Below are 19,751 nucleotides of genomic sequence, written 5' to 3' on the forward strand. Positions count from 1 at the left end.
ATTCCCCTCGTTGACAGAGAACAGCCCCGCTACATCTGCCGTCCCGATCGGCGGATGGTGGAGGTGATGGGCTCGATGACGTACTGCAGCGCGGTCTGCGAGACGCCCGCGATGTAGACCTCGGCGGGCATGCCCGCCTGGAGCTTGAAGTCGCCGATGGCCCTGAGCGACTCGGCGTCGGCCAGGATCATCACGCTGTAGTAGGGCAGGTTGGTCTGGCGCTCGATCAACCGGTCGCCGGCGACATAGGTCACCTTGCCCGTGACCATCGAGGTGTTGCGGTACTTGAAGGCGGTGAACTTCACCCGCGCGCGCTGGTTGAGGTGCACGTTGCTGATGTCTTCCGGACGGATGCGCGCCTCGATCATCAGCTGGGCGTCGCTGGGCACGATGTCCGCGATCGCTTCTCCGGGCCCGACCACCGCGCCGGGCGAGGTGAACTTCAGGTCGATCACTTCGCCGCTGGCCGGGGCCACGACGACCTGCCGCTGCGCCGCGTCGTTCGACTTGCGCTGCTCCTGCTCGATCTCGCCCAGGCGCTGGGTGGTGGCCTTGAGCTGGTCGCTCGCGGCCTTCACGTAGTCGTTGCGGATCGACTGGATCTTCAGGTCGATCTCCACCAGGCGCTGGGCGGCGCGCGCCAGTTCCGTGCGCCGCTCTTCGAGCTTGGCCGCGTACTCCATCACCACCGATTCGAGCTGGGAGATCCGGCTCGACGAAATGAAGCCTTCCTGGATCAGGCCGCGGTTGGCCTCCAGGTCCTGGCGCTGCAGGACGAGCGAGTTCTGCGCCTGCGCGATCTGCGCGTGCACGGCAACGATTTCCTGCTGCACGCGATCGCGCTGCGTTCTCATGAGCGAGGCCGCGCTGTCCAGCGAATGGCGCTGGGCCTGGAACAGCGCCGTCTCCTTGAGCAGGGCCTGCCCGATGCGATCGTCCTGCCGGGCCGCGCGCAGCAGGTCTTCGGGGAAGGCGAGCGTCTTGGCGACGGACTGCTCGGCCTCCAGGCGCACCAGCATGGCACGCTCCAGATGGACGCGATAGCTCAGGCGGTTGCGGTCCGCGTCCACGCGCACGTCGCCCAGGACCAGGATCGGATCGCCGGCGTTCACATGCTGGCCATCGCGCACCATGACTTCCCGCACGGTGCCGCCTTCCAGGTGCTGCACCGGACGGCGGTTGAGGTCCACCTTGACGAACGCGGGGGCCACCACCGCCATCGAGAGCGGGGCGAGGCCCATCCACAGGCCCAGGGGCAGGATCGCGCCGAGGATGACCCAGCATCCGCTTCGCGCGAGGCGTCGTGCATGTTCCCGGCTGCTGCGTGGGGCGGCAACGGGAGGCATCGGGAGTGTGGCGGTGCTCATGGTGCGGGGTCCTTGTTCGCAACGGCGGCGCGGCGCTCAGGCGGCCTTCTGGTCCACGATCGCCTGGGCCTGGCGCTGCATGTCGCGCATCACCTCGCTCGCCGGGCCGAACTGCTGGATGCGGCCCGCGGCGAGCACCAGGATCTTGTCGACGTGGGCGATCAGCGAGGGGCGGTGGGTGACGACGACCGAGGTCACGCCCGCCTGGCGCAGGCCGCTCATCGCCTGGGCGAGTGCGACTTCTCCCGCGCCGTCCAGGTTGGAGTTCGGCTCGTCCAGGATCACCAGCTGCGGGTTGCCGTACAGCGCGCGGGCGAGCGCGATGCGCTGGCGCTGGCCCGGAGACAACCGCGAGCCGTGTTCGCCCACCGGCGTGTCGTAGCCCTTCGGGAGGGTCAGGATCATGTCGTGCGCATTGGCGCGCACGGCGGCGGCAACCACCGCTTCGGAGTCCACCTTGTCCAGGCGCGCGATGTTGTCCGCCACGCTGCCGTCGAAGAGCTCGACGTCCTGGGGCACGTAGCCGATGTAGGGGCCCAGCTCTTCGCGCGGCCAGTACGACACGTCGGCGCCGTCGAGGCGGACCTTGCCGCTGCTGGGGCGCCACACGCCCGTGAGCACGCGCGCGAGGGTCGACTTGCCGGCCGCGCTCGGGCCGACGATGGCCAGGGCCTCGCCGGGCGCCAGCGCGAAGACGATGTTCGAGAGGACCAGGGTCTCCGAGCCGGCCGCGCGGTACGAGATGTTCTCCGCGCTCAGGCGTCCTTCGGGGCGCGGCATGGCGACATGCGGCTCGGTGCGCTCGAAGTCCTTCGACAGTTCCTGCAGGCGCCCGTAGGCCGCCCGGGCCTCGATCAGCGTGCGCCAGCTGCCCACGAGCTGCTCCACCGGCTGCACCGCGCGGCCCAGCAGGATGCTGGTGGCGATCATCACGCCGGCGGAAGCCTGCTGGCTCAGCACCAGGTACGCGCCCAGGGCCAGCATGAGAATCTGGATGGCCTGGCGCGCGGCTTTGGTCCCGGCGGTGAACGCCACGGTGCTGCGGCTGGCGCTGGTCTGCATGGTCGCGATCTGGTCCTGGAGCGCCCGCCAGCGCACCAGCAGGCGCTGTGTCATTCCCAGGGCCTGCAGCACTTCGGCGTTGCGCAAGGAACTCTCGACGTATTGCGCGGCGCGTCGCCCTTCGTTCTGCAGGGTTTCGAGCGACCGGCGGCTGATGCGGTCGTTGAGCCAGGCCAGGCCGAGCATGAGGAGCGCGGAGAACGCAGCGCCCACGCCGAGCGCGGGGTGGAACATCCAGATCACGAACACGTACACGAACACCCAGGGCGCATCGAACACCGCGATCAGGCCATTGGCGGAAAACACGGCGCGAAGCGCGGCCACGTCGCGGATTCCTTCTGTCCTCACGCCGCTCGGGGCGCGTGCGGCGCGCTCCACGATGGCGTTCACCACCGGTGGGGAGAGTCGCTCGTCCACCATGATGCCCACCACGTTCTGCAGCCGGGTTCGCAGGTAGTCCAGCAGCAGCAGGATGAACAGCGCCACGCCGGTCCCGGCGAGCAGCACCAGCAGCGTTTCATGGCTGCTGGTCGAGATGACCCGGTCGAACACCTGCAGGGTGAAGAACGCGGGCACCAGGAACAGCAGGTTGATGAAGAAGGAGAACGCCGCGATGTACAGCAGCAGCGGTCGCAGTTCCATCCACAGGGTTTTCATGTGCGTCTCCTGTGGTTCTGTGGGGCGTTGCTCAGTTGACCTGCTGGTCCTGGGCCGCGGCCTGCGCCGCGGCTTCCAGCGACTTCACCCGCCGCACCAGCCGGTCGATGGTCACCATCTGCGCCGAGTAGGCGCGCGACAGTTGTTGGGTCGCGTCGCACAGGCCCTGGATGGCGACGCTCAGCTCGTCCTTCTTCGCGTTGACCATGCCGATGCGCGACATGATCAACGTCGCCACCTCGCGCGGGTCGGAGATGGAACGAGGGGCCTGCTGCGGGCTTGCGTTGTTTTTCTCGTCCATGTCGTTCTCCGTGGTCAAGGTCGTTGAAACGTTGGCGGTGCTCATGCCGACAGCACGAAATCGGCCTGCGTGATGGTGTTCGTTCCCACCCCGTTCACACCCATCAGCAGGATGCTTTCCAGGCCGTCGAACTCGACCAGCGTGTCGGCGCCCAGGTCGGTGATGGACACGTTGGCGGCAAAGTTGCCGGCGTTGATCCCCATCGCGGAGATGTTCAGCCGGTCCTGCCCGTTGAGCAGGTTCCCGCTGGCATCGAAGCCGAGGATCGTGTCGTTGCCGAACCCCGGCGCGAACACGAAGACGTCGTCTCCCGTTCCGCCGTCCATGGTGTCGTTGCCCGTGCCGCCGGTCAGCCGGTCCGCGCCCGCCCCGGTGCTGAGGGTGTCGTTGCCGCCACCGCCATCCACCACGTTCGCGGCATTCAGGAGAGCCACGGGCGCGAAGCTGATGTTGTCGTTGCCCTGGCTGCCGATCACGTTCTCCACCGAGCTCAGCGTGTCGGTGCCGGTCTCGGCGCTGGTGGCGGAGGTCGGCGTGACCGTGGCACCGGCCGAGGTGGCGGACAGGTCGTAGGTGTCGTTGCCGATGCCGCCGGCGTAGCTGTCGTTGCCGTCGCCCACCGTGGCGATGAAGGTGTCTGCGCCCGCATCGCCGTCCACCGTGTCGCTGTCCAGCCCGCCGGTGAGCCTGTCGTCGCCCGCCTGGCCGTTGATGGTGTCGTTGCCCGAGCCACCCAGCACGATGTCGTCGCCGGCGCCGGCACTGATGGTGTCGTTGCCGCCCTGGCCGTCGATGAAGTTCGCGCCGCCATTGACGACGATGATGTCGTTGCCCTGGCTGCCGATGATGTTCTCCATCGTGTTGAGCGTGTCGGTGCCGATCTGCGCGCTCGTGGCGAGGTTGACCGTCACCGTCGCGCCGGCCGTGGTGGCCGACAGGTCGTAGGTGTCCACGCCGGCCCCGCCGACATAGCTGTCGTTGCCGTCGCCGATCGTCGCGACGAAGCGGTCGTCGCCGCCACCGCCGTTCAGTGCGTTGGCACCGGTGTTGCCGGTCAGCGTGTCGTTGCCGGCGCCACCGGTCACGTTCTCGATGTTCGCCACCGATTCGAAGCCCGTGGCCGTGCCGGTGGCCAGGTTCACGGTGACGGCCGTGGTCGTGGCACCGTAGCTCAGGGTGTCGACGCCGCCCTGGAGGTCGGCCGTGACCGCCTCGACGTCGGTGACGGTGCCGCCCGCCAGGGACGCGATCGCCGTTCCCGTCAGCACCACCGCGAGCGTCTGGCCCAGCGCCGTGCCGGCGATGGTCAGCCGGTCGTTGGCACCCGCGCCGCCGTTGATCGTGTCGGCGCCGTCGCCGACGAGGTAGTGGAAGAGATCGTCTCCCGCGCCGCCGCTGACCGTGTCGTTGCCGGCACCGCCGGTGAGCGTGTCGTTGCCCTCGCCACCGGTCACGGTGTCGTTGCCGCCGCCGGCGTCGATGACGTCGTTGCCGCCCTGGCCGTCGATCACGTTCGCACCGCCATTGACGACGATGCTGTCGGCGCCCTGGCTGCCGATGAAGTTCTCGATGGCAGAGAGCGCATCGGTGCCCGTCTGCGCGCCCGTGGCGGTCGTCGGGGTGATGGTCACGCCCGCGGAAACCGCGGACAGGTCCAGCGTATCGGTGCCGCCGCCGCCGGTGTAGCTGTCGTTGCCGTCGTTCACCGTCGCGACGAAGCGGTCGTCACCGCCGCCGCCGTTGAGCACGTTGGCCAGCGCATTGCCTACGAGCACGTCGGCGCCACCGCCTGTCGTCACGTTCTCGATGCCGGCGATCGAGGTGAAGCCCGAGGCCGTTCCGGCCGTGAGGTTCACCGAGATGGCCGCGGCGCTGGTGTAGGTCAGCGTGTCCACGCCGGCCAGCAGGTCGGCCGTGACCGACTCGACATTGCTCACCGTGCCGCCGGCCACCACCGTGAGCGCGGTGCCGTTGTAGCTCACCGCGAGCGCGTCGGCCGCCGCCGTTCCGATGACGTTCAGGGTGTCCAGCCCCGCGCCGCCGTCGACGGTGTCCGTGCCTTCGCCCATCGTGTAGTTGATGGTGTCGTTGCCGGCGCCGCCGGCGATGCTGTCGCTGCCCGCGCCGCCGTCGATGAGGTCGTCCTGGCCGAGGCCGTTGATGGCGTCCGCGCCGCCGCCGCCGAAGATCACGTCCTGGCCTTCAGTGCCCGTGAGGACCTGGGCGGCGTTGTTGGCCGCGATGAAGTCGCCCGTGACCACGGTGGCCGCGGAGCGCACCGTCTCGAGCGCGCCCGCATCGTCCGTGAAGCTCACCGTCAGGCGCAGTTCGCGGTTGACCTGGTCGGCGCCCGGCGTGAAGGTCGCCAGGGTGGCGCCCGCGATGGGCGTGAACCCGGCGGCGCCGCCGCCGACGCCCGTGTTGACGGCCTGTTCCCATTGGTAGCTGAAGACGGCGCCCGTCAGCCCGTCCACGTCGCTGATGCCGAGGGTCGATGCCGTCAGCAGCTGGCCTTCGGTCGGCGTGGTGTCGCTGATCGTCGGCTGCCCGGTGGCCGCGGCGTTGAGGGCCAGCGGCGCGGTCGTGGCGGAGTACACGTTCTCCAGCACGTCGTTGGCGTCCTTGTAGACCGCCCGCACGCGCAGCGCCAGGCCGAGCTCGAAGGTCCGCGGCGTGAAGCTCGTGCCCGTGGCCCGGGCCACCTCGCCGCCGGCGTTCTCGATCAGGATGTCCTCGAAGATGCCGGGGCGGACCTCGGCCTGCCAGAAGTAGGCGATGGGGCCGGTGATCGCACCGTCGGGGTTGGTCGCGCTGACGTTGTCCGGATCGGTCACGCCCAGGGCCGACACGGTGAGGGTCGCGCCCAGGGTGGGCGTGGTGTCGCTGAGGGTCAGCTGGCCTTCGGGATCGAGGTTGAAGCCTTCTTCCGCAATGAATGCCGCGCCATCGGAGAACTGCAGGCGCTCGATGTTGCGCACCACGTCGATGCCGTCGGCGCCGGCCACGCCGTCCACGACATGGCTGATGCGCCAGACATCGTTTTCGAGGAAGGTGATCTCGTAGTTGCCGAAGACGTCCGAGAAGACGGCCGTGTCGAAGTCCGGCGCATCCGACATCAGGATCTCGCGGGCAATGGTGAGTTGACTCGGGTTGTAGGTGCCGTCGAAGACGCGCCCCTGCAGCTCGAGGTCGGTCATGGTGTCATAGCTCGCGATCTCGGCGCCCGTTCCGTCGGCGTTCTCCCGCACGCTGATGCGCACGTTCAGCCAGGCATCGCCGTCGATGATGTCGTTGCCGCCGCGGCCCTCCAGCAGGTCGCTGCCGCCGCCGCCCAGGATGATGTTGCCGGCGAACGAAGTCACCGGTCCGTCCATCTCCATGCCGACACCGAGCACCTGGTCCAGGAGCCCCTGCAGGCCGTCGATGAGTTCGATGTGGGTCAGCACGCTGCCCGTGGTGCCCGACAGCGCCATCGCGGCCGCATCGTTGTCGTCGCCGCGCAGGACGTCGGCATGCGCCGAGCCCGACATGCCCTCGACCGAAGTGAACCGCGCCAGCACGGTCGCGTTCGAGATCGGCACGGGCGTCTCGTCGAAGGCACGAAGGAACAGGTCGGCCGTGACGCCGAAGGCGTCGTCCTTGAACCCGGCCCAGTCGAAGCCGGAGCCGCCTTCGTAGCGGTCCACCTGCCCGCCGTTGCCGAACATGATGTCGTCGCCGCCTTCGCCGTCCATCCGGTCGGAGATCGAGTTGCCGATGAAGACGTCGTGGCCCACCACCTGGTCGCGGGCGAAGGCGTCGAAGTTCTCGCCGGCGCTGCCGTCGGCCATGCCTTTCTCGATCCAGTCGTCGCCTTCGTTGCCGAACACGAACTCGTTGCCGCGGGCGCCGAGGATGAAGTCGTTGCCCGTGCCGCCGAACGCCTCGGACGGGTCTTCGCCGGTGACGATGAAGTCGTTGCCGTGGCCACCCAGGATCAGGTTGATGCCGTTGCCGCCGTGGATGGCGTCGTTGCCGTCGCCGCCCTGCATGTTGTCGTCGCCACCCAGGTCCGTCATGATGTCGTCGCCGGCCCCGCCGAAGACGAAGTCGTTGCCGTCCCCGCCTTCGAGCCGGTCATTGCCGGCGTCGCCCCAGAGCGTGTCGTCGCCGATGCTGGAAATGATGGTGTCGTTGCCTGCGGTGCCGCCCAGAACGACGTGGTCCTCGCCGCTGTACTGCAGGTAGTTCGGATCGGCCGCTTCGGTGCCGGGGTTGTTGCGCAGCACCAGTGGCGTCAGGCTGCCTTCGGCCGTCGGATCGTCGCGCCCGTCGAGCCCCAGGCCCGTGAATTGCCGGGACGGGTCCACCTCCAGCGTGAACCCCGGCGTCGTGAAGATGTCGCCGGGCAGGTGCTCGACATCGGTGTTGGCCATCACCAGCCGGGCGAAGGAGTTGTTCTCCAGCTCGGTGAGGAAGTTCAGGCCCTGCGTGCGCTCCAGGTAGTAGAAGCGGTCGCCGTCCTGCAGCTTCTCCATCTGCTCCTCGAAGACGAAATTGAAGGTCGAGCCCAGCAGGCCGCCGAACGGCATCTGCTTTTCGGCCAGACCGCCGATCCACAGGTCGATGTCGTCGACGCCGGTGGTCGTGATGCCGGCCTCGTCCGCGTAGGCATTGCGTCCGTACAGGAAGTCGAGCCGATCCTCCGGCGCACCGATGCCGCCGTAGACCAGCGCCACCGCCGCCGCGCGCTTCTCGATCAGGGTGTCGGCGGCGGCCAGGCTGGCGTGCACGCCGTAGGCCGCAATGAAGTTGACCACCGAGGCCTCATGCTTGATGTGCTGCATGAAGTCGACCCAGTTCGCGTAGGGCTTGAGCTGGCTGTCGCCGGTCACGCTGTAGAAGTCGCGCCGCGCGGCGTTGAGTGTCGGCACGCCGGTGTCGCGCCCGCGCACGATGTTGATCGTCGCCAGGTCGAGCGGCAGGCCGAGCAGGTTGTTGCGCAGGGCCTCGGTCACGAACTCGTCGATCTCGTTGCCCTGTTGCCGCGTGAGGCCGCGCGCGAGCGCGCCGGCCGCTTCATCCGCCGTGATGCCGCTGGCGGCGAACGCGAGCGGATTGAGGAAGGCCTCGATCAGCCCGAGCTGCTGCGTGGGGTCGGCCGTGCCGCCGATCACGTTGAAGTCGACGTCGAAGCGGTCCACCGTCTCCGTCAGCATCGAGTGGCCGAAGCGGTACACCGTGTGGGCGAATTCGGCGACGATCGATGGATCGATCTCGGTGTCGTAGACCTGGGTGGCGGCAAAGAAGATGTCGATCTGCGGCTGCACCTTGCGCGCGAACTCCTCGAACACCAGGTGCTGGTATTGCATCTCGGTGCCGAAGCGGGCCGCCTGGAACAGGCGCTCGCCGTCCCACGAACCGTCGGGCAGGTGCCATTCGGCAATGAAGGCCGCGTCGCCCGACGCCATGATCACCGCCTTGGTGTGCTCGACCAGCCGGTTGTGCTCGGCGTGGAACACATGGTGAATGCTGGTCAGCGCGATGTTTTCGTTCACCCGGCCGTCGCCGGCGATGTAGTGCGCGTCGAGCAGTTCGTCGTCGTAGAAGCCCGCGGCCGGCGTGCCGCCGATCTGGTCGTCGGCATCGGCCGTCAGCGCGACGCCCTGGCTGTTCACCGGGTTGGCGGTGTGGGCGATGTCGGCCAGGAACACGTGGCCCGTGCGCACGGCCAGGCTTGCATCGATCGGCGCGCCCGGCGAGCCCGAGGCCAGCGTGCCGCCGGCCTGCAGCACGATCTGCGCGAAGCCGGTCACCGGGTCGGGAATGAAGTTGCCGTACTCGTCGGCCGCCAGCAGCGGCAGGTTGAGCGCGTCGGCATTGTCCAGCGCGATGCCCAGCAGGTCGCGCGCCTGCGCCTTGACCACCGCCCAGGTGGCCATGCCGCCGAGTTCGATGTCGTCGCCGGTGCCGAAGATGCCGTCGGCACCGAGGTCGCGGTTGGTGATCAGCCGCCCGGTGGCGACCGGCTTGCCGTCGGCGTTGAGCTCATAGGCGCGCAGGAAGACCTGGTGCGAGGGGTGCGACGTGTAGGTCTGGTTCTGGTCGATGAACGGCGTCGTGAGGTTCGTGGCCTCGTGCGTGGTGTCGTCCGCGGTGCCCATGACGCCGTCGGCGCCGGGTCCGGCAACCTGGGTGGCGCGCGTCAGCACCAGGAAGTTGCTGTTGCTGCCCGACACATAGAGCGGATCGTCGGGCTGCAGCGGGACGAAGATGGTGCCGTTGCCGCCCTTGGCCACGAGGTCCAGGCCGTGGTCGAAGAACTGGCCGAAGAAGGTCATGAAGGCGTTGAACGGCGCCGACAGGCCTTCGTCCGGCGCGGTGTTCGGAATGACCAGCAGGGTGCCGACGGGAATCGCCACGCCGTCCAGGTCGTACAGCACACCGTCCACCAGCGTGCCCAGGCCCGCGTCGACGAACGCGCTCACCGCCGCCGGGTTGTTGCTCGTCATGTCGACGATCAGGTTGCTGATGATGCGCGGGTCGGCGTCCACCACATTGCCGCTGGGGCCGTAGTCCGTGTTGGTGAGCGTGCCCCCCGGGCCGAGGTTGATGCTGTCACCGTCCTGGTCGTTGCGGAACACCGGATCGACCAGGCGCGGGAACACCTGGTCCGCGGCGCCAAAGCCGGACTGGCCCTGCACCAGGTTGTTGTAGGAGCCGTCCACCGTGCGAAGGCCGAGCGGCGCGCGCGCGTTGTCCAGGATGTCGGTCAGCGCCTCGCCGCTCGCATGCCGCTCCGAGATCTTGATCTGCTCCAGGATGAACTGCAGGTCGGACTGCAGGAAGCGCACGCCCGCGCTGTCGACCAGCGCGGAGGAAGGCGCCGGCGCCGGCGGCACGACGGCCGCCACGCCGGTGACCGCCGCGGTGGGCGCGGAGTACACGGTTTCCAGCACGTCGTCGGCATCGCGGTAGACGGCCCGCACCCGGATGGCCAGGCCGTCGAAGGGCGCGGTGACCCGGAAGGTCGTGCCGTTCACCGTGGCGGGCTGGCCGCCGCCCAGGTCGATGATGTCGCGGAACACGCCCGGCGCGCGCGTCGGGTCGGCCTCGTACTGCCACGTGTAGCTGATCGGCCCGGTGACGGTGCCGCCAGGGTTGTCCGCATCGGTGAGGGCGGCCGACACGCTCAGGAGCTGGTTGATCTGCGGCGTGTCGTCGCTGATCGTGACCGAGCCGCCCGGTGCGTTGTTGCTGCCGGACAGCAGTTGGACGGCGTCGGAGAACTGCAGCCGCTCGATGTTGCGCAGGATGTCGGTGCCGTCGGTGCCGACGTTGTCGGTGACGGTGGTGCGGCCGTCGGCGCCGGTGGTGACGGTGTAGTTGGCGCGCAGCCCGGAGAACATCGCGGTGTCGTAGTCGGCGCTGTCGGACATCAGGATCTCGCGCACGATGCTGAGCTGGCCCGGGTTGATCTCGCCCGAGAGCATGCGCGGCACCAGCTCCTTCAGGCTGTCGACGCTGGTGAGGCCGGGCACGCCCGAGACGGCGATGCGCACGTTGAGCCAGGCGTCGCCGTCGATGATGTCGTTGCCGCCGCGGCCCTCGATGAGGTCGCTGCCGTCGCCGCCCAGGATGATGTTGCCCTCGCCGAACGAGGTCATGCCAGCGGGCAGCAGGCCTTGCAGGCCGTCGATCAGCGCGATGTTGGTGAGCACGCTGCCGGTCCAGCCGGCCTGCAGGATCTCGACGGCGTCGGCGTCGTCGCCGCGCAGGAAGTCGGCGAAAGCCGATCCCGACAGGCCTTCGGTGAAGGCGAAGCGGTCCATCATCGCGGCGTTCGAGTTGACCACCGGGGGCACCACGAAGTCGTTGACGATCATGTCGGCGGTCACGCCGTACTTGTCGAACTTGTAGCTGGCCCAGTCGAAGCCGGAGCCGCCGTCGAAGTGGTCTTCGCCGTCGGAGCCGGTGAAGATGTCGTCACCACCCTCGCCGATCAGCTCGTCGAAACCGCCGCCGGAGATCAGGACGTCGTTGCCGATGACGCTGTCTTGCACGAGCGGATCGAAACTGTCGCCCGTGGTGCCGTCCTGGGTTCCCAGCTCGATCCAGTCATGGCCCTCGTTGCCGAATGTCGGCAGGTTGCCCTTGCTGCCCAGGACGAAGTCGTTGCCCTGGCCGGCAAAGACTTCGGAAACGTCCTCGCCGGTGATGATGAAGTCGCTGCCGTCCCCGCCGATGATGAGGTTCGCGCCGTTGCCGCCGTGGATGACGTCATTGCCCTCGTTGCCCTTGAGCACGTCGTCGCCGCCGCGGTCCGTGATGATGTCGTCGCCCGCGCCGCCCTCGACCTGGTCGTTGCCGTCGCCGGACTCGATGCGGTCGTTGCCGCCGTCGCCGTAGATGGTGTCGTCGCCGATGCTGGCGATCAGGGTGTCGTTGCCGGCGGTGCCGCCGAGCACGACGTGTTCGTCGCCCGTGTAGCGCAGGTAGGTGGTCTCCACGGCCGCGGTCGTGGGATCGTCACGGATCACCAGCGGTGTGAGTTCGGTGCCGCCCTCGGTCGGGTCGCCGTGGCCGTCCACGCCGATGCCGGTGAACTGGCGCAGCGGGTCGACTTCGAGGATCAGGCCCGGGGTCGAGAAGATGTCGGCCGGCAGGTGCGTGGCGTCGGTGTTGAGCATCACCAGCTTGGCGAAGGTGTTGTTCTCCAGTTCGGTGAGGAAGTTGAGGCCGGCCAGACGCGAGAGGTAGTAGAAGCGGTCGCCGTTCTGCAGCGCCTCCATCTGCGATTCGAAGACGAAGTTGAAGGTCGAGCCCAGCAGGCCGCCGAAGGGCATCTGCTCTTCGGCCAGGCCGCCGATCCACAGGTCGATGTCATCGACGCCCGTGGTGGTGACACCGCCGACCATCGCGTAGATGCCCGTGCTGTTCAGGAAGGCGAGCCTGTCTGCTTCGTCTGCAACGAAGCTGCGCTCCGCGGCCGTGCCGGCGTTGAGAACCACGGTGCCGCCGAAGACGAGTGCGGCCGCCACGGCCCGCTTCTCGGCCATCGTGTCGACGTCCGCGGCGGTCAGCGCGCCATGCGTGCCGTACGCCGCAATGAAGTTGATGACGGAGGCCTCGTGCTTGAGATGCTGCGTGAGGTCGACCCAGCTCGTATAGGGCTTGAGCTGCGGGTCCGCGGTCGAGGCGTAGAACTCCCGGCGTGCTTCATTGAGCGTCGGAATGCCGGTGTCCCGGCCGCGTGCGATGTTGATGGCGGCGAGGTCCAGCGGCAGGCCCAGGAGCTGGTTGCGCACTGCGTCGGTGACGAACTCGTCGATCTCGTTGCCCACCTGCCGGGTCATGCCGCGCACGATGGCGCCGGCCGCCTGCTCCGGCGTCAGTGCGCCGTCGTTGTTGAACCCGATCGGGTTGAGGAAGGCATCGACCAGCGCGAGATCGCTCGACAGGAAATTGGGGTCCAGCCGGTCCACGGTCTCGGTCAGCATCGTGTGGCCGACGCGGAAGACCGCGTGTGCGAACTCGGCGACGATCGCCGGGTTGATCGTCGTCTGGTAGTTGGTTTCGGCCAGGAACTCGTCGACGGCCGGCTGCATCTTGCGCGCGAACTCTTCGAACACCAGGTGCTGGTACTGCATCTCCGTCGCGAAGCGCGCGGCCTGGAAGATGCGCTCGCCGTTCCATGAGCCGTCGGGCAACTGCCATGAGGCGATGAACGCAGCGTCGCCGGTGGCCAGGACGGTGGCCTTGATCTCTTCGGCCTGCCGGTTGTGCTCGGAGTGGAAGACGTGGTGGACGGCGGTCAGGGCCACGTTCTCGTTGCCGCGGCCATCGCCGGTGATGAAGTGGCGGTCCAGGAGTTCGTCGTCATAGGTGCCCGGTTCCGAGAGGCCGACGGCCGAGTCGCTGTCGGGCGCCAGCACGCCGCCCACGAACACGGGCGCCGCGGCATGCGCGATGTCGTTCAGGAAAGCATGGCCGGTGCGAACGCCCACGCTGGCATCGATGGGCGCGCCGGGCGTGCCCGAGGCGAGCCCGTTGCCGTCCGGGTCCAGCGGCCCGCCGACGTCGGCGGCGCGCAGCACGATCTGCGCGAAGCCGGTCACGGGATCGGGGATGAACTTGCCGAACTGGTCCGTCGCCAGCAGGGGCAGGTCCAGCACGTCGGCGTCGTCGAGCTGGATGCCGAGCATCAGCGCCTGCGCCTTGACCTGGGCCCAGTTGGCAAGGCCGCCGTCGGCGCCATCGAGCAGGCTGCCCGTGGCCACCGGACGGCCGTTGGCGTCGAGCACGTACTCGCGCAGGAACACCTGGTGCGAGGGATGCGAGGTGTAGGTCTGGTTCTGGTCGACGAAGGGCGTCGTCTGGTTGGTCTGGTCGCCGTTCGCGTCGCGTGTGGCGCGCGAAAGGATCATGAAATTGGGGGCGCCGGGGGCCGTACTGAACAGCGGATCGTCCGGCTGCAGCGGCATGAAGATCATCTCGGTGCTGCTCTTGTTGACCAGGTCGAGGCCGTGGTCGAAGAACTGGCCGAAGAAGGTGAACCATGAATTGAAGGGCGCCGAGAGGCCTTCGTCGGGGCTGGTGTTCGGAATCTCCAGCAGCGTGCCGGGGGGAATGACGACGCCCTGGAGGTCGTACAGGACGCCGGCTGCGTCGAGCGTTCCGAGGCCCGCGGCCACGAAGGCGCTCACCGCCGCGGGGTTGTTGCTGGTCATGTCGGCGACCAGGTTGCTGATCAGCCGCGGGTCGGCATCGACCACGTTCCCGGCGCTGCCGTAGTCCGTGTTGGTGATCCCTGCGAAGGCGTCGTCCTGCTCGTTGCTGTAGGTCTGCGGCACCAGCTGCGGGAACGGGTTGTCTGCGGAGCCGTAGTCGCTCTGGCCCGGCATCAGGTTGTTGTAGGACCCGTCGACCGTCCGGAGGCCGAAAGGCGCAAAGGCGTTCGGGACGAGGCTCGCGGGGTCCGCTCCCGCTGCTTGTGCTTCCGCAATGAGAATTTGTTGAAGAATGAATTCGAGATCGGACCTGATCAGCGTGGCCATTTCTATTCTCCTCAAGACGAACGACTTTCAATGCAGCCCCGGTCCCGCCTACATGGCGAAAAGGCTCATGTAGCGTGGCTCAGGAGTGACCGCGCGCCTGGAATTGCCAGCCGCGGGTTTTTCGAGGAAGTGATGCAGCGCGTGACCCGGTGGCGGTCACGCCTGGGGAGCGACTAGGGTCGTCGTCGGCCGCTCAGGCACCGCAGCGGGGCGGTGCAGCGAATATCCATTGCGCGATGCCGGTCAGGCGCGATGCCGGCATGGAGATGAAGCCCGCATTTCATGCGGACCTTGATTCGACACTTGTTCATGCGATACCCCCACCATGGATCCTGTCAAAAAGAATCTAGGTCGGCGCGCCGAAAGTCGTTGCCGCTTGTAAGCGGACGGCAACCGGTGGTCGATTGGTTGTCTTCGAAAACGAAGGTGCTAATTATGAGAGGCCATCTTCAGGAATGCAACTTTCTCACATACAAATTAACTGACGAGAGCCTGACTACGCGCGCCAGAGCCAAAAAAAAACAGCGGCCGCGGCGACACCGGCCGAAATCAGGGCGATCAGCGCCATTTCCGCATGGCCGCCATTGCTTTTTTGGGACGCCGCAGCGAAAGGCGGAGGGCTTTCATTGCCGTGTGGCGGGGTCGCGAAGGGGCTGTAGACGGCGGAGCCGGGACGCTCCGGGTCGCCGCTTCCTGTTGTGGCCGCCGGATCGTCGGGAGAGGCCGTCACCACGGCCGCGTCGCTTGCGACTTCGCCGTCCGCAACGCCGCCATCCGGGTTCTCGTGCGCCGCAACGGCGGCCGACGTCGCTTCCGTCGCGATCGCCAGGTCGGCGCACATGACCTGCGTGGCCCAGGCCGCGACAAGCATGGCCTGGACGAGGGGCCGCTTGTCGAGCCCGCGGCGGGGGCGCGATCCGGCGGCGAAGGGGCAATCGATCGGGGTCATGGGGTCGCTGCCTTCAGATCAGGCCCGTGTGAACGGCGAAGTTCACCGCCTGGGCGCGCGAATGCACATGCAGCTTCTTGTAGATGCTCTTGATGTGCACATTGACTGTCTGGCCCGTGATGCCGAGCTTGGCGCCGATCTCCGCGGAGACGTAACCCGAGGCCACGCAACGCAGGACCTCGCTCTCTCGCGGCGTCAGTGTCATGTCGCGCGATGGCGGCCTCGGCGGCGACGGCGCCTTGTCGGCGACCGGCTCGCGGGGGTGGTAGTCCAGGCGGTGCAGCAGGCGCCGCGTGAGTCGGGGCGTGATTGCGGCCCCGCCGTTCACCACGTGCAGCACGGCATCGGCGAAGCTTTGCAACCAGGCGTTCTTCAGGAGGTACCCCATGGCACCCAGTTCGAAGGCGCGCAGCACGTGGGCATCGTCCTCGAGCGAAGAGATCACGATGACCTCGCTGCTGCGGTGCAGGCGGCGTGCCTCGGTGATCAGCTCGAAACCCATCTCGTCGCCCAGCTGCAGCTCGAGCATCAGCACGTCGAAGGTGTGCGTGGTCAGCAGCCGGCGTCCCTCGCGAACGCTGTCGGCCTGGCCTTCGAGCTGGATGCGCAGGTCCGACAGCAACTCCTGGGCGATCACCCGGCGCATGTACTCGTCGTCGTCGACGAGCAGCACGCGCAACGGCGATTTCTCCTGGCCGATCAGGAAGTCCGGCCACAGCCTCGCGGCGGGCGCGCAGACGCCGACGGAGGCCTTCTCGCCAGAGCTGATGAGCCGGTGATCAAGCATGTGCCTGCCCCGGTTGGCGTGAGCGACGCAGGCCGGTCGTTGCGAGCGTGGGCGGGGAGACGCAAAGGTCGTCCATCGAGCGCTCCGGGGCCACTTTCCCCATCGGCGGCAAAGCAGTTTGGGGTTTCATACATTTTCAAGAGAAAAATGAAAGGCAAGTGCCGAATTGAATGTTTTCTGTGAGTTTTAATTGAAATTCAATTCGGCCCGAGGCTTGCGCAATCCTATGAACTTGACGGGTCAGTTGCGCGGGTCTTTTGCTCCTGTTTGTGGAAAGACATGAGTGTTTCAAAATGGAACTACCTGAACCATGACGTTCGATATACCTAATTTCTCTGTTTTTCAGGCTGATCGTGAAAAACGACGCATTGTTCGCCAAGTGAGCAATGCTCGTTGAAAAGTGGAATGGGTTTATTTATGATAGGAAATTTTGAAAATAATGAAATTAATCAAATATGAAATTCATTTCTGATTGGGTATTTGGTGTTTGATGAAGCAGAATACTTAAAAAACCAATTGAAACCGAGGAAATAATTTGATTATTGAAATTCCGGCGATATTTGAATTGAATGGAATCTTCTATTAACCAAATTGTCTGCTATCCGATTTTCATTTTTGGAATCTATTCTCTCGTTTGATCATGATTTTTCAATTCAATTGAAATTCAATTTCTTTGAGGTGGCACGAAATACGGTGCCGAATCTTCTTCTCCTCTGCCAGTGCGGTGTGCTCCCGCACGTCAACTGATCGCAGCAGGCGGGGATCGGAAAAGCGGGGAAATGGCGGGTCCCGGAGGGGCATGCCGACGCTGAGCGGCCCGCAGTGGGCGCCCCGAAGGACAGGTCGGGCAGGGCGCTGTCAGTGCGCCATGGCGTCGAGGTGGTGCTTGACGGCGTAGATGTACAGCTCGAGCCGGTTCGTCACGCCGAGCTTCTGGTAGATCGACGTGAGGTGGTTGCGCAGCGTGTGTTCGGTGACGAAGGCCTGCCCGGCCAGGGTCTTGTTGGAGGCGCCGCTGCCGTGCACCACGGTGCGGACGATGTCGCGCTCCTTCTGGGTCAGGCTGGCCTGCCTGACGGACTCGGGGTCGGCTTTCGGCGGCTTCTTCACCGAGGTGAGTTCCGAGAGCACGCGGCCCATGGTCGGGGCGTCGACGCAGAGCTCGCCGTGGTGCACGCGTTCGATGGCATCGAGCACCTGCTCGGCGGAGGCGTCCTTGCGCATCACGCCGCGTGCGCCGCGCAGCACCGCGAGGTCCAGCGTGCGCTGCTCGCGTTCGCCGGTCAGCACGACCACGCGCGAGACCTCGTTCGACAGCAGCTGCGGCAGGATGTCCAGGGCGCAATGGCCGTCCAGGTCGAGGTCGAGCACGATGACGTCGGGGGCGAGGCTCTGCGTGTGCGCCACGGCCTCTTCGCAGCAGCTGGCGGTGGCGACGACCTTCATGCGCGGCTGTTCGCCGTCGATCAGCCGGGACAGGCCCCACAGCATGGTCTGGTGATCGTCCACCAGCAGGACGCCGATGGGGTGGGCTTCGGTTTGCATGAGGGGCTCCTCGGACTGTTGTCGTGCTTTTGGGGGCTCAGATGGGGATTTCGATCAGCACCTCGGTGCCGCCGCCCCGGCACCGGCTGACCTGCGCGCGGCCTCCGAGCGCCGCTGCGCGGTCGCTGAGGGAGCGTGGCCGGAAGGGCGCGAAGTTCTCTTCGTCGCCTTCGTTCTCGATGCGCAGGTGCAAGCAGCCGTTGCGGCAGCCGATGCGCACGCTGCCGCGGCGGGCCTGCGTGTGCTTGCAGATGTTGTTCAGGCCTTCGCCCACCATCTGCAGGACCTCCGCGGTCATGCGGTCGTCAAGACGCACGTGGCCTTCGACGTTCACCGAAATCTCGATGCCGTAGAGGCCCTGGATGCGGGCGGCCTGGCTGTACAGCTGGTGCAGCACGAGGCCGCACGAACTTTCCGGGCCGGCCTTGACCGCGCCCGCGAAGCGCCGCAGGTCGGCGATCACGCCGCTCGCCACCTCGGCGAGCTTGTCCAGGTCCTCGAGCAGCGGGTTGTCCGCGGCGGCCTTCTTGCGCAGGGCGCACAGGCCCATGCGCAGCCCGATGTAGGGTTGCACGGCCGTGTCGTGCAGGTCCAGCGAGATCTTCAGGCGCTCGGTCGCGGCCGCTTCCGAGGCCATGCGGTCGAGCACCTCGATGGTCTCGATGACCGGGAAGATCTGTTCCATGAGATGCGCGAGGAACAGCGCGTCGGACTTGCTGAAGTGGCCGTTGCGCGAGGAGATGAACACGCGCCCCTCGCCCAGGCGCAGCGGCAGCGCGGCGCTGATGAACGCGCGGGCCTCGAGCATGGCGGCCACGGCGGCACTGCGCTTGGCGCCGTCGCGGCCCTCGGGGCGCCAGCCGATCGCACCGGGGCCGTGCATGTGGCTGCGCGCGAAGAAGTGGTTCAGGGGCCAGGGCAGGCGGTTGCTCAGCACGGTGTGCGGATGCTCCAGTGCCATCAGCGGCGACTCGGCGATGCCCCCGAGCGTCTCGACGCCGACGTGCTCGCAGGTGTCGTCCTTGCGCAGCGTGCGCAGGGTCCAGTTGCCGGTGGCGGTGTCCCGCGTCATGAGGATGCAATGGCTGGCCTTGAAGAAGGCCAGCGTCTTTTCCATCGTGCGGGCGATGGTGCGGCCCGCGCCGAAGCGCGGGTTCGACAGCTGGCTGATGTCACCCAGCAGGGCCAGGCGCCGCTGCAGGATGAGCTTGGAGCCGCCCCAGTGCACGATCATGTGCCCCAGCGCCAGCAGGAAGGTCGTGCGCATCAGCAGCTGCGGCGCGTCGTCGCCCGTGCTCGTGCCGAGCCCGCAGGCGGCGAACGACGCGACCGAGACGATCGTCACGCGGGCGCCTTCCTCGAAGCCCCAGCGGAACGAGGAGGTCAGGATGGCGAAGAAATAGAACAGGAAGAACAGGCTGTGCACGCCGCCCGTCACGAAGACGATCAGCGTGAACCACATCACGTCGGACCAGTGGACCGCCTTGCCCTGGACATGACGCCAGCCCCCCTGTGTGCAGGCGTGCACCAGCACGCTGTGCAGGAGGTATCCGCAAAAGGCCAGCCAGACGGCGCTGGCCACCGGTTGCCGCGTGGGCCCCGCATCGACCGCCATGGCCAGCACCGCCGAGATCGACAGCACCAGCCGCATGCGGGCGGCCATGAGCGCATCCGTCGACAGGCTGCTGTCGAGGCTCGGGGCGGAGACGGGGGCGCGCATGGCAAGACATCCTTCGCATGAACTGTTTCATGCACGGCAGGGGCCGACGTTCGGTGGTAACAGCCTGGCGTTCATTTCTTCGTGCCAATAACGCGGTGTATGTGAAGGTTTCACATTACTTCTTTGGTACTCGAAAGGAACCTTGTGGGCGATCTGTGACGTCTGTTGCACTTGGTTTCAATTGTGTCGTGGGCAGGCTTTTTTCATCGCCGTACGAGGCGCCTTCGCTGGGCCGGGGGCTGCCGCAGGGCAAACGGGTACCCGATTCATGGAGGTGTGGGGCAAGGGGAACGCGAGGGGCGGTGTTCGTGCGCGCCGGACGCACCG

The 19,751-nt window shown here is 66.9% G+C and carries 8 protein-coding genes; all 8 read right to left on the reverse strand.

The window, feature by feature from the left end; all coding sequences use genetic code 11:
- Nucleotides 1-29 precede the first annotated feature (29 nt).
- On the reverse strand, nt 30-1,367 hold the full coding sequence (locus AC07Y4_RS15650) for an HlyD family type I secretion periplasmic adaptor subunit (protein WP_070059823.1): 1,338 nt from the start codon (nt 1,365-1,367) through the stop codon (nt 30-32).
- Between the two features lie 36 nt (nt 1,368-1,403).
- Entirely contained in the window at nt 1,404-3,086 is a 1,683-nt protein-coding gene (locus tag AC07Y4_RS15655) for a type I secretion system permease/ATPase (protein WP_095950015.1), read from the reverse strand.
- A gap of 31 nt (nt 3,087-3,117) precedes the next feature.
- Nucleotides 3,118-3,387 (reverse strand): hypothetical protein, encoded by a 270-nt coding sequence (locus tag AC07Y4_RS15660; RefSeq protein WP_157627276.1) that lies wholly within the window; start codon nt 3,385-3,387, stop codon nt 3,118-3,120.
- Between the two features lie 41 nt (nt 3,388-3,428).
- The gene (locus AC07Y4_RS15665; RefSeq protein ID WP_487850004.1) at nt 3,429-14,423 is read right to left on the reverse strand and encodes a peroxidase family protein; all 10,995 of its coding nucleotides are present in this window, start codon (nt 14,421-14,423) and stop codon (nt 3,429-3,431) included.
- Between the two features lie 496 nt (nt 14,424-14,919).
- A complete protein-coding gene (locus tag AC07Y4_RS15670; RefSeq protein WP_487850005.1) occupies nt 14,920-15,372 on the reverse strand; it encodes a hypothetical protein in 453 nt (150 codons plus the stop codon).
- A gap of 13 nt (nt 15,373-15,385) precedes the next feature.
- The gene (locus AC07Y4_RS15675; protein ID WP_495274819.1) at nt 15,386-16,159 is read right to left on the reverse strand and encodes a LuxR C-terminal-related transcriptional regulator; all 774 of its coding nucleotides are present in this window, start codon (nt 16,157-16,159) and stop codon (nt 15,386-15,388) included.
- An 858-nt stretch (nt 16,160-17,017) separates the two neighbouring features.
- The gene (locus AC07Y4_RS15680) at nt 17,018-17,704 is read right to left on the reverse strand and encodes a response regulator (protein ID WP_095950012.1); all 687 of its coding nucleotides are present in this window, start codon (nt 17,702-17,704) and stop codon (nt 17,018-17,020) included.
- Between the two features lie 37 nt (nt 17,705-17,741).
- A complete protein-coding gene (locus tag AC07Y4_RS15685) occupies nt 17,742-19,424 on the reverse strand; it encodes a sensor histidine kinase (RefSeq protein ID WP_487850006.1) in 1,683 nt (560 codons plus the stop codon).
- Nucleotides 19,425-19,751 lie beyond the last annotated feature (327 nt).

It is taken from the genome of Variovorax sp. GW460-12-1-14-LB1, assembly GCF_059423605.1.

What these genes read in the sequence shown, in the direction of transcription:
- AC07Y4_RS15680 (WP_095950012.1), bottom strand. Translation starts at nt 17,704, where the DNA reads ATGCAAACCGAAGCCCACCCCATCGGCGTCCTGCTGGTGGACGATCAC.
- AC07Y4_RS15685 (WP_487850006.1), bottom strand. Translation starts at nt 19,424, where the DNA reads ATGCGCGCCCCCGTCTCCGCCCCGAGCCTCGACAGCAGCCTGTCGACG.
- AC07Y4_RS15670 (WP_487850005.1), bottom strand. Translation starts at nt 15,372, where the DNA reads ATGACCCCGATCGATTGCCCCTTCGCCGCCGGATCGCGCCCCCGCCGC.
- AC07Y4_RS15655 (WP_095950015.1), bottom strand. Translation starts at nt 3,086, where the DNA reads ATGAAAACCCTGTGGATGGAACTGCGACCGCTGCTGCTGTACATCGCG.
- AC07Y4_RS15675 (WP_495274819.1), bottom strand. Translation starts at nt 16,159, where the DNA reads ATGCTTGATCACCGGCTCATCAGCTCTGGCGAGAAGGCCTCCGTCGGC.
- AC07Y4_RS15660 (WP_157627276.1), bottom strand. Translation starts at nt 3,387, where the DNA reads ATGGACGAGAAAAACAACGCAAGCCCGCAGCAGGCCCCTCGTTCCATC.
- AC07Y4_RS15665 (WP_487850004.1), bottom strand. Translation starts at nt 14,423, where the DNA reads ATGGCCACGCTGATCAGGTCCGATCTCGAATTCATTCTTCAACAAATT.
- AC07Y4_RS15650 (WP_070059823.1), bottom strand. Translation starts at nt 1,367, where the DNA reads ATGAGCACCGCCACACTCCCGATGCCTCCCGTTGCCGCCCCACGCAGC.